This is a genomic window from Methylobacterium sp. J-078 (assembly GCF_022829285.1).
In the GTDB taxonomy this organism is placed as follows: domain Bacteria; phylum Pseudomonadota; class Alphaproteobacteria; order Rhizobiales; family Beijerinckiaceae; genus Methylobacterium.
The window spans coordinates 16613-27165 of sequence record NZ_JAKSYI010000075.1; the positions used below are offsets into that span (position 1 = coordinate 16613).

Genomic DNA, 10553 nt, shown 5'->3' on the forward strand with positions numbered 1-10553 from the left:
CGGCACACCCCCTTCCGTCCCCGGTCCGCGGTCGCAGGCCGGATTTCTCTCCACGCAACGATCGAACCGACCCCAGGAGCAATTTGATGGATCCCTTAGCTGCCAAGTACATCGGTGCCGGCCTCGCCTGTCTCGGCATGGCGGGCGCCGCCATCGGCCTCGGCAACCTCTTCGGCCAGTTCTACGCCGGCGCGCTCCGCAACCCCTCGGCCGCCGACGGCCAGCGCGGCAACCTGCTCCTCGGCTTCGCCCTCACGGAAGCGCTCGGCATCTTCTCGCTGCTCGTCGCGCTGCTGCTCCTGTTCGCCGTCTGAGACTGCTGCAGGGTCGTTGAGATTTCGAACCTGCGACCGGGCCGGACGCCGCTTTCCCTCGGGATGGCCCTCGCGTCCGGTCCACTCTTTCCGATTTGACCGCCCGATTTGACCGAAGGACGTCATGGCTCAGCCGGCTCATCCGACCGCAACGCATGAAGGCTTCGCCGCGACGCCGGCCGCCGAGCACGGCGGAGGCTTCCCCCCCTTCGAGAGCCACACCTTCGCGTCCCAGCTCATCTGGCTCGCGCTGGCCTTCGGCCTGCTCTACTACCTGATGGACAAGATCGCGCTGCCGCGTATCCAGGGCATTCTGCACGACCGCGCCACGCGCCTGTCGGGTGACCTCGACGAGGCCCAGCGCCTGAAGGCCGAGGCGGACGCCGCCGGTGCGGCCTACGAGAAATCCCTGAGCGACGCGCAGGCCAAGGCCCAGGCCATCGCCCTCGAGACCCGTAACGCCCTGACTCAGGAAGCCGAGACCAAGCGCAAGGCCCTCGAGGCCGAGCTGAACGCGCGCATCGCCGACTCCGAGGCGACCCTGCGCACCCGCACCGCCGAGGCCATGGGCAACGTGCGTGGGATCGCCGGCGAGACGGCCTCCGCCATCGTGGAGCGCCTGACCGGCCGCACCCCCGACGAGGCCGCCCTCGCCAAGGCCCTCGACAGCGTCGCCTTCCCGCACTGAGGCGGGACGCCGAACCACATCTGACCGGCAGGAACCCCGGACGGGGAAGGCCCCGCCGGACACCATCGAGTTGGGACGACGAGCATGTTGTTGGAAGCCGAATTCTGGGTCGCGATCGCCTTCGTGCTCTTCATGGCCGTGGTCTGGAAGGTCGGCGGCTTCGACCAGATCACCAAGGGCCTGGACGGCCGCGCCAAGCGCGTGCGCCACGAGCTTGACGAGGCCCGCCGCCTGCGCGAGGAGGCGGCCGGCGTCCTGGCCGACTACAAGAAGCGCCGCTCCGAGGCCGAGCGTGAGGCGGAGGCCATCGTGGCCTCGGCCCGCGAGGAAGCCCGGCGCATCGCCGAAGAGGGCCATGCCCGCCTGAACGACTTCATCGCGCGCCGCACCAAGTCCGCCGAGACCAAGATCGCCCAGGCGGAGGTTCAGGCCACCGCCCAGGTCCGCGCCGCCGCCGCCGACGCCGCCGTGAAGGTGTCCGAGGTGATCCTGCGCGAGCGCATGCAGGGCGAGACCGCCGAGGGCCTGGTGCGCCAGAGCCTCGGCGAGGTTCGGACCCGCCTGCGGGCCTGATCGCCCGCGGCCGCGACACCGGGAAAGCCGCCGCGAGGCGGCTTTTTCGTTTTGCCGTGCAGTCCTCCGGCGGCGGCGTGCTATAGCGCCGGCCCGATCGCCCCGGCGCCATGCCGCAGCGGAGTCCCGATGCAGCCGATCATCTCGATCCAGGACCTGTCCAAGGTCTACGCCTCAGGCCTGAAGGCCCTCGACGGCATCGACCTCGACATCCGAGAGGGCGAGATCTTCGCCCTGCTCGGGCCGAACGGCGCCGGCAAGACGACGCTGATCAGCATCGTGTGCGGCATCGTCACGGCGAGCGCGGGCCGCGTCCTGGCGGGGGGGCACGACATCGCCTCCGATTACCGGCACGCCCGTCGGCTCATCGGCCTGGTGCCGCAGGAACTCACCACCGACGCCTTCGAGACCGTGTGGGCGACCACCACCTTCAGCCGCGGCCTCTACGGCCTCCGGCCCGACCCGGCCCATATCGAGCGGGTGCTGCGCGACCTCTCCCTCTGGGAGAAGCGCGATTCGCGGATGATGACGCTGTCGGGGGGCATGAAGCGGCGGGTGCTGATCGCCAAGGCGCTCGCCCACGAGCCTCGCATCCTGTTCCTGGACGAGCCCACCGCCGGCGTGGACGTGGAACTGCGCCGGGACATGTGGCGCCTGGTACGCTCGCTGCGAGACACCGGCGTCACCATCATCCTCACCACCCACTACATCGAGGAGGCCGAGGAGATGGCCGACCGCGTCGGCGTGATCCGCAAGGGCCGGATCATCCTGGTGGAGGAGAAGGCCGAACTGATGCGCAAGCTCGGCAAGAAGCAGATGACCCTGAACCTGCAGGAGCCGCTGGCCGCCCTGCCCGAGGCCCTGGCGCGGCACGACCTCACCCTGAAGCCGGGCGGACAGGACCTCGTCTACACCTACGATACCAAGGGCGAGCGAACCGGAATCACGGGCCTGCTCGCCGATCTCGCGGCGGCCGGCATCCGCTTCCGCGACCTCCAGACCAGCCAATCCTCCCTGGAGGAGATCTTCGTCGACCTCGTGAAGGAACGCGCATGAACTGGTACGCGGTCCGCGCCATCTACGGCTTCGAGATGGCGCGCTTCTGGCGCACGGCTTTGCAGAGCATCGTCGCGCCGGTCATCGCCACCTCGCTCTACTTCGTGGTCTTCGGGGCCGCCATCGGCTCGCGGGTGGCCGCCGTCGACGGCGTCGCCTACGGGGCCTTCATCGTGCCGGGCCTGATGATGCTCTCGCTCCTGACCCAGAGCATCGCCAACGCCTCGTTCGGCATCTACTTCCCGCGCTTTGCCGGCACGATCTACGAGATCCTGTCGGCTCCGGTCTCGCCCCTGGAGATCGTGCTCGGCTATGTCGGGGCGGCGGCCTCGAAATCGATCCTGATCGCGCTGATCATCCTGGCCACCGCCGCGCTGTTCGTGCCCCTGCATATCGAGCACCCCGTGGCGATGGTGCTGTTCCTGCTCCTCACGGCGGTGACCTTCAGCCTGTTCGGATTCCTCATCGGCCTCTGGGCCGACGGCTTCGAGCGCCTGCAACTGGTGCCGCTCCTCGTCGTCACGCCGCTGACCTTCCTGGGCGGCAGCTTCTACGCCATCGAGATGCTGCCGCCGTTCTGGCGGGGGATGAGCCTCGCCAACCCGGTGGTCTACCTCATCAGCGGTTTCCGCTGGGCCTTCTTCGGCACCTCGGATGTCGGCATCGGCGTCAGTGTCGCCATGGCGCTGGTCTTCCTGGTCCTGTGCCTCGCCGGCGTGACCTGGATCTTCCGGACGGGCTACCGCCTGAAGAGCTGACCCAGCCCGCGTTCGATCCCGCCGGCCCGCTCAGAAGAACGCCTGCAACCCCGTCTGAGCCCGACCCAGGATCAGGGCGTGGACGTCGTGCGTGCCCTCGTAGGTGTTCACCGTCTCGAGGTTCTGGGCGTGGCGCATCACGTGGTACTCGCCCATGATGCCGTTGCCGCCGTGCATGTCGCGGGCGGTGCGGGCGATGTCGAGCGCCTTGCCGCAATTGTTGCGCTTGATCAGCGAGATCATCTCGGGCGCCATCCGCCCCTCGTCGAAGAGGCGCCCCACCCGGAGGGCGGCCTGGAAGCCCAGGGCGATCTCGGTCTGCATGTCGGCGAGCTTGCGCTGCACGAGCTGCGTCTGGGCCAGGGGCCGCCCGAACTGCCGGCGCTCCAGGGTGTAGGCGCGCGCCCGGTGCCAGCAATCCTCGGCCGCCCCCATGGCGCCCCAGGCGATGCCGTAGCGCGCCCGGTTGAGGCACCCGAATGGGCCCTTCAGGCCCGAGACGTTGGGCAGGAGCGCGTCCTCGCCAACCTCCACGTCCTCCATCACGATCTCTCCCGTGGTGGAGGCGCGCAGGGAGAGCTTGCCCTTCAGGGTCGGGGCGGAGAGGCCCTTCATGCCCTTCTCCAGTACGAAGCCCCGGATCGCGCCCTCGTGCGCCTCGGATTTCGCCCAGACCACGAAGACGTCGGCGAAGGGCGCGTTCGAGATCCACATCTTGGCCCCCGAGATCCGGTAGCCGCCGTCGATCTTCACCGCCTTCGTCTTCATGCCGGCCGGGTCCGAGCCCGCGTCCGGCTCGGTCAGGCCGAAGCAGCCGATCCATTCGCCGGAGGCGAGCTTGGGCAGGAACTTGCGGCGCTGGTCTTCCGAGCCGTAGGCGTGGATCGGGTACATCACGAGGGAGGATTGCACGCTCATCATCGAGCGGTAGCCGGAATCCACCGCCTCGACGGCGCGGGCGACGAGCCCGTAGGCGACGTAGCTCGCATCCGCCCCGCCGTATTCCTCCGGCAGCGTCACCCCGAGGAGGCCGCGTTCCCCCATCCGGGCGAAGAGCTCGGGGTTGGGGGTCTCGTGCGCGTAGGCCTCGACAATGCCGGGCAGGAGTTCCTCCTGCGCGAAGGCCGTCGCGGCCGCGTGGATGGCGCGCTCGTCCTCGGTGAGCTGGTCGTTCAACAGGAATGGATCGTCCCAGGCGAAGCCGGCGGAGGCGGGGGCGGTGGGCGCGGCGGATCCGGGCGGGCGCGTCGGGGCGTTCATGGGGTTTCCTCGGGTGTTCTTCGTGTTCCGGCGATCCTATCAGTCCGGGCCGGAGAGGCCACCCGCGCGGGCGCAGGCTCGGAACGGCCGGAATCCTGTTAGACAGGCCCGGCGCGACGGGGCGGCGCGGGGAGCGGAGAACCAGCCATGGGCGAGACGACGGCGCGCGACGACGGTGCGAATCCCCCGCCCCTCGACCTGCCGCTCGCCGGCATCCGCGTCCTTGACCTCTCGCGGGTGCTCGCCGGGCCCTGGTGTGCCATGTGCCTGGGCGACCTCGGCGCCGAGGTGATCAAGGTCGAGCATCCCGAGCGCGGCGACGACACCCGCGACTGGGGCCTGCGCACGGGCGACACCAACACCTCGTATTTCGACAGCGCCAACCGCAACAAGCGCTCGATCACCCTCGACCTCGCCAGTCCGGAGGGCCTCGCCACGGCCCGCGCCCTGGCCCGGACCTGTGACGTGGTGGTGCAGAACTTCAAGACCGGGGGCGCCGACCGCCTCGGCCTCGGCTACGCGGCCCTGAGCGCCGAGAACCCGCGCCTGATCTACTGCTCGATCTCCGGCTACGCCTCGGACGGGCCGGAGGCGTCCCGCCCCGGCTACGACATCGTGGTGCAGGGGGAGGCCGGGCTGATGGCGGTGAACGGCGAGGCCGAGCGCCCGCCCCTCAAGTTCGGCCTCGCGGCGGTCGACCTCTTCACCGGGCAATACGCGGCGCAAGGGGTGCTCGCCGCCCTGTTCCAGCGCGAGCGCACGGGGCGGGGCCGCCACATCGAACTCGCCCTGTTCGATTCCGGGGTCGCGCTCACGGCCTATTGCGGCCTGGAGGCGATGGTGCGCGGGCACGACCCGGTCCGCGCCGGCAACGCACACCCGTCCATCGCGCCTTATGGCGTGTTCGAGACCGGGGACGGCCCGATCGTGCTGGCGGTGGGCAACAACGGCCAGTACCGCCGCCTCTGCGAGCAGGTGCTGGAGCGCCCCGACCTCGCCACGGACCCGCGTTTCGCCACCAACCTGGAGCGCTCGCGCAACCGCGCCGCGTTCCTGCCCGTGATCGAGGCCGAACTCGCCCGCTGGACCCGCGCCGACCTCCTCGCCCGCCTCGACGCAGCGGGCATCCCCTGCGGCGAGGTGCTGGGCCTGCACGCGGCCCTGACTTCCGAGCGGGCGCGGGCCGGCCACCTCGTGCTGCCTGAGACCGAGTCCGCCGGCCACGTCCTCGCCCCGCCCTATCGCATCGACGGCGCCCGCCTGCCCGTCCGCCGGATGCCGCCGGCCCTCGGGGCGTCGAGCGCGGAGATCCGCGCGGAACTCGACACGCGGCCTGAGCCGGACGCCTGAGCGAACCGGCTGGACCGCTGACGACCATGCGCCGAGGCACGTTGGCGGCCCAATTCTGGTCCCGGGGCGTCGGCAGTCTACGAAACCGTCGCGGCCCGCATCCGCGCCTTCCACGCGGCCGGCATCGAACCGTTCATGCTGCAATTCCAGCCGTTCGAGGCCGAGACGCGGCGCTTCGCCGTAGAGGTCCTGCCCCGAATGCGCTGAGGCTCAGGCGCGGGCGACGAACCGCTGATGGGCGGCCATGCCCGCCAGCATGGCGGCGACGAAGACCACGACGGGCAGCGCGCCCGTCGACAGGGCCGCAACTGCGGGGCCGGGGCAGAGGCCCGACAGGCCCCAGCCGATGCCGAACAGGGCCGCGCCGCCGATCAGCGGTTTGTCGATCCGGCGGTTCGTCGGCAACTCGAAGGTGGCTGCCAGGGCCGGGCGCGGCAGGCGCCGGGCCAGGGCGTAGCCGAGGCCGGCGACGCTGACCGCACCGCCGAGGACGAAGGCGAGGGTCGGGTCCCAGGTCTGCCGCCCGTCGAAGGCGCCGGTCACGTCGAGGAAGCCCTGGACCCGGGCCGGGTCGAGCATCCCTGAGAGCGACAGGCCGAGGCCGAAGATCAGTCCGGCGGCGAGGGCCGCGAGCAGGCGCAGCGCGGCGTTCATGCCAGCGCCCGTAAGATGGCGACGGTGAGCATACCGGACCCCACGAAGGTCAGGACCGCCGCCAGCGAGCGGGCCGAGAGCCGGGCGAGGCCGGCCACACCGTGCCCGCTGGTGCAGCCCGCCCCGAGCCGGGTGCCGAGCCCAACGAGGAGGCCGGCGACGAGGAGCACCGGCAGCGGGGCGACGAACCGCATCGCCGGCCAGGCCCCGGTGGCGAGGGCGAAGACCGGCGGCCCGGCGATCAGGCCGGCGACGAAGGCGCCATCGGCCCATCGGCGGAAGCCCCGATCCCGGCCGAGGCCGGCCACGAGGCCGCTGATCCCGGCGATGCGCCCGTTGAGGAGCATCAGGAGCGCCACCGACAGGCCGATCAGGGCGCCGCCTAGGAATCCGGACGCATAGGTGCTCATGGGGACCGGCCCTGCTCCGTCACCGCGTATCGCCCCTTGGTCTGTCATCGCCGACCGGGCCAAATCCTACCGGGCCATGCCCCAGCGCCGCACGGTGAGCCGCTCGAAGGCCGCGAACACCAGGTTCTCGACCACGAGGCCGATGACGATGACGAGGACGAGGCCGGCGAAGACCCGGTCGGTGTAGAGTTCGTTGCGGTTCTGGAAGATGTACCAGCCGAGGCCGCCCCGCCCCGAGGCGGCGCCGAACACCAGTTCGGCGGCGATCAGGGTGCGCCAGGCGAAGGCCCAGCCGATCTTCAGGCCCGACAGGATGGCCGGCAGGGCGGCCGGGATCAGGATCTGCAGGACGTAGGACGGCCCCCGCAAGCCGTAGTTGCGCCCCGCCATCCGCAGGGTTTCGGGCACGCCCTGGAAGCCCGCATAGGTGTTGAGCGCCATCGGCCACAGCACCGAATGGATCAGCACGAAGATCAGGCTGCCGGAGCCGAGGCCGAACCAGAGCAGGGCGAGCGGCAGAAGGGCGATGGCCGGCAGCGGATTGAACATCGCCGTCAGGGTCGAGAGCAGGTCGCGGCCGACCTGCGTCGAGACCGCGAGGGTCGTGAGCCCGAAGGCCAGCACGATGCCGGCGACGTAGCCCTGCACCAGCACGGTCAGCGAGATCCGCACCCGGTCCAGCAACGCGCCGTTGACGAGGCCGTCGACGAGGGCGGACATCGTGGCGAGAAATCCGGGCAGCAGCAGGTCGTTGTCCTGCCAGCGCGCCAGCCCCTCCCAGACCAGCGCCAGGGCGGCGATGATCAGGCCCTTGCGCAGCCAGTCCTGCTGCCACAGCCGCGCACCGAGCGGCAGCGCGTGCTCCACCGGCGCCTCCACGAAGGGCGCGAGCACCCGGTCGTATTCCGGGCGGATCGGGGGCACGAGACCGGGGCGCGTCGCCGAAAAGCTCATCGGGCCGCCTCCGCCGGGGCGTCGGTGTCGAACAGGCGCGCGTGCAGGCGCTGCACCGCCGCCTGGAAGGCCTCGCTGCCGATGCTGGAGAGATCGAAGGCGTGGCTGTTGAATTCGGCCCGCACCCGGCCGGGATGGGGCGAGAGCAGGGCCACCCGGTTGCCGACCACCAGGGCCTCCTCGATGGAATGCGTGACGAAGAGCAGGGTGAAGCGGGCCTCGTCCCAGAGGGCGAGCAGTTCTTCCTGCATCCGCCGCCGGGTCAGGGCGTCGAGGGCCGCGAAGGGCTCGTCCATCATCAGCACCCGGGGCTGCATGGCCAGGGCGCGGGCGATGGCGACCCGCTGCTTCATGCCGCCCGAGAGCTGGTGCGGGTAGCTGTCGGCGAAGGGCGTGAGCCCGACCTTGTCGATGTAGTGGCGCGCGCGCTCCTGCGCCTCCCGCCGGCCCAGCGCCTTGGCGGCCCGCAGCGGAAAGGCGACGTTCTGCGCCACCGTCTTCCAGGGCGGCAACTGGTCGAATTCCTGGAACACCACGATGCGGTCCGGTCCGGGCGCGCGTACCGGCGCGCCCGCCAGGGTGATCGAGCCCTCCACCGGCGTGATGAAGCCGGCCGCTGCTTTCAGCAGGGTGGACTTGCCGCAGCCCGAGGGCCCGAGCAGGACGAAGCGGTCGGCCGCGTGGATGTCGAGGTCGATCCTGTGCGTGGCCCGCACCACCCGCTGCGGCGTGCGGTATTCGAGGGTGACGCCCCGGATCTGCAGCAGGGGCGACGGGCCGGGCGCGGGTTCCAGCGCCGGCCGGGCGGGGGCCACGTCGCGCCGGACGAAGCCGCGCGGGCGCGGCTCGGCCAGTTCGAGAACGGACAGGTCGGACAGGGTGGCGGCGGAGATCACGGCGGGCCGCTCAGCTGCCGGTGGTGATGCGCGGATCGGCGAAGAAGTAATCGCCGATGGCCTGGGGCGCGGACTTGATCGCCCCGACCCGATGCATGAATTGGCCCAGCCCGAGGGTGTTCTCCGGCGCCACCTTGAAGGTCACGGCCGGGTTGGTGATGATCGTCTTCAGCAGGCCCGTGTCGAGCTTGCTGTTGGTCGTCCGGATGTAGATCTCGGCCGCCGTCTGCGGATTTTCGGTGATGAACTTCGCCGCTTCGTCGAGGGCGTCCAGGAAGGCCCTGTAGGTCTTCGGACTGGTCTTGTAGAAGTTCTCCGTCCCGTAAAGCACCGTCGATGAGGACGGTCCGCCCTGGACGTCGTACGAATTCAGGACGATGCGCGCCTTGGGGTTCTCTGCCAGCTCCTGGTCCTGGAACGGCGGGTTGCCGAAATGGCCGGTGATCTCGGTGCCGCCCTTGATGATCGCGGCCGCCGCCTCCGGGTGCGGGACCGCGACGCTGATCCGGTCGAGCTTGGCGAACTCCTTGTCCCCCCAGAGCTTGGCCGAGGCCCATTGCAGGATCCGTGACTGCACCGACACGCCCACCGCCGGGACCGCGATGCGGTCCTTCTCGCCGAAATCGGCGATGCTCTTCACCGCGGGATTGTTGGTGACGAGGTAGTAGGGAAAGTTGCCCAGCGAGGCGATGCCCTTGACGTTCTGCCGGCCCCGGGTGCGGTCCCAGAGGGTGAAGAGCGGCCCGACGCCGGCCCCGGCCACCTCGATGTTGCCCGACAGCAGCGCGTCGTTGACCGCCGCACCGCCCGAGAGCTGGACGTAGTCGACCTTGATGTCGAGGCCGGCCGCCTTGCCGTGCTTCTCGATGAGCTTCTGGTCCTCGACCACGTTGAGGAGCAGGTAGACGACGCCGAACTGCTTGGCGATCCGCAACTGGCCCTCGGCCGCCGCCGCGGCGGCGGAGAGCGTCGCGCACAGGGCCAACCCGCCGAGCAGGGCACCCGTCAGCCGCCGCGAGAGGATGGTGTGTCGCTTGATCGTCATTTTGCCCGCCGCTGACGTGTTCGAAGACGATGTCCCGCTCGGAGAAAACGCCTTGTTTGAAGAGATTCGATGCGATCCAAGTCGGCATCGTGCTTCGGATCGACGACGGAGATGTTATCCTTGGCCCGTGGCGCGTCAATAAAAACGAAGTCTTTATTCCGACGGTGTTGGAGACTGTTTGTGTTCCCCGTTCCGCGCTCCGGAGAGCTTTTCTCCTGACGGGCACTTTAGCGCTGGAAACCCGTCTCCGAGGCGGAGAAGTGCTAGTGCTCTGACTCAGACGGATGGTTCAGGAGCTCGGCTGAGGGCGTCGAAGATTGCAGACGCGCGTTTAGTGCACGTGAAGGGCTTTGGGGTACGGTTTTGGTCGGCGCTGTAGCGCTTGATGGCGACCTGCGGGTCGACCACCCCGGCGCAGGTGCCCCGCTGGAAACGGCGACGGGGTAGGGCAGAGAAGAAGCCCTCGACGGCGTTAATCCATGAGGCCGAGGTCGGCGTGAAGTGGAAGCTCCAGCGCGGATGGCGGGGAAGCCAGGCCCGGACTCGCGGGGGTTTGTTACTGCCATAGTTGTCCAGGATGACGTGGACGTGCTTA

Annotated in this window: 13 protein-coding genes; 6 read left to right on the forward strand and 7 right to left on the reverse strand. The window is 69.9% G+C overall.

Going from position 1 to position 10553, the window contains the following annotated elements:
- Positions 1 to 86 precede the first annotated feature (86 nt).
- The 5 genes from MKK58_RS12495 to MKK58_RS12515 all read left to right on the forward strand — a co-directional run bounded on the left by MKK58_RS12495 (position 87) and on the right by MKK58_RS12515 (position 3389).
- Positions 87 to 314: a F0F1 ATP synthase subunit C gene (locus MKK58_RS12495; RefSeq protein WP_018044493.1), complete on the forward strand. Its 228-nt coding sequence runs from the start codon at positions 87 to 89 to the stop codon at positions 312 to 314.
- Positions 315 to 438: 124 nt separating this feature from the next.
- Complete coding sequence (locus MKK58_RS12500) at positions 439 to 1002, forward strand: F0F1 ATP synthase subunit B' (protein WP_243912369.1); 564 nt, start codon at positions 439 to 441, stop codon at positions 1000 to 1002.
- Between the two features lie 87 nt (positions 1003 to 1089).
- Positions 1090 to 1575: an ATP F0F1 synthase subunit B gene (locus MKK58_RS12505; RefSeq protein WP_243912379.1), complete on the forward strand. Its 486-nt coding sequence runs from the start codon at positions 1090 to 1092 to the stop codon at positions 1573 to 1575.
- 129 nt (positions 1576 to 1704) lie between these two features.
- A complete protein-coding gene (locus MKK58_RS12510; protein WP_243912370.1) occupies positions 1705 to 2631 on the forward strand; it encodes an ABC transporter ATP-binding protein in 927 nt (308 codons plus the stop codon).
- Positions 2628 to 3389, forward strand: a complete 762-nt coding sequence (locus tag MKK58_RS12515; protein ID WP_243912371.1) for an ABC transporter permease — start codon at positions 2628 to 2630, stop codon at positions 3387 to 3389. Before MKK58_RS12510 ends, MKK58_RS12515 begins: the two co-directional genes overlap by 4 nt.
- 30 nt (positions 3390 to 3419) lie before the next feature.
- Here the strand turns inward: MKK58_RS12515 and MKK58_RS12520 are convergent, their stop codons facing one another.
- Positions 3420 to 4649: an acyl-CoA dehydrogenase gene (locus tag MKK58_RS12520; protein WP_243912372.1), complete on the reverse strand. Its 1230-nt coding sequence runs from the start codon at positions 4647 to 4649 to the stop codon at positions 3420 to 3422.
- A gap of 147 nt (positions 4650 to 4796) precedes the next feature.
- Between MKK58_RS12520 and MKK58_RS12525 the strand changes: the two genes are divergently transcribed.
- Positions 4797 to 5999 carry a CaiB/BaiF CoA transferase family protein gene (locus MKK58_RS12525; protein WP_243912373.1) on the forward strand — a complete coding sequence of 401 codons (1203 nt, stop codon included), beginning with the start codon at positions 4797 to 4799 and terminating at the stop codon, positions 5997 to 5999.
- Positions 6000 to 6209: 210 nt separating this feature from the next.
- Here the strand turns inward: MKK58_RS12525 and MKK58_RS12535 are convergent, their stop codons facing one another.
- The 6 genes from MKK58_RS12535 to MKK58_RS12560 form a co-directional block, all read right to left on the reverse strand.
- On the reverse strand, positions 6210 to 6653 hold the full coding sequence (locus MKK58_RS12535) for a YeeE/YedE family protein (RefSeq protein ID WP_243912374.1): 444 nt from the start codon (positions 6651 to 6653) through the stop codon (positions 6210 to 6212).
- Positions 6650 to 7063, reverse strand: a complete 414-nt coding sequence (locus MKK58_RS12540; protein WP_243912375.1) for a YeeE/YedE family protein — start codon at positions 7061 to 7063, stop codon at positions 6650 to 6652. Before MKK58_RS12540 ends, MKK58_RS12535 begins: the two co-directional genes overlap by 4 nt.
- 66 nt (positions 7064 to 7129) lie before the next feature.
- Positions 7130 to 8017 carry an ABC transporter permease gene (locus MKK58_RS12545; protein WP_243912376.1) on the reverse strand — a complete coding sequence of 296 codons (888 nt, stop codon included), beginning with the start codon at positions 8015 to 8017 and terminating at the stop codon, positions 7130 to 7132.
- The gene (locus tag MKK58_RS12550) at positions 8014 to 8832 is read right to left on the reverse strand and encodes an ABC transporter ATP-binding protein (RefSeq protein ID WP_243912380.1); all 819 of its coding nucleotides are present in this window, start codon (positions 8830 to 8832) and stop codon (positions 8014 to 8016) included. Before MKK58_RS12550 ends, MKK58_RS12545 begins: the two co-directional genes overlap by 4 nt.
- A 91-nt stretch (positions 8833 to 8923) precedes the next feature.
- Positions 8924 to 9958, reverse strand: a complete 1035-nt coding sequence (locus tag MKK58_RS12555; RefSeq protein WP_243912377.1) for an ABC transporter substrate-binding protein — start codon at positions 9956 to 9958, stop codon at positions 8924 to 8926.
- 276 nt (positions 9959 to 10234) lie between these two features.
- A partial coding sequence (locus tag MKK58_RS12560) for a transposase (RefSeq protein ID WP_243912378.1) occupies positions 10235 to 10553 on the reverse strand: 319 nt, incomplete at its 5' end.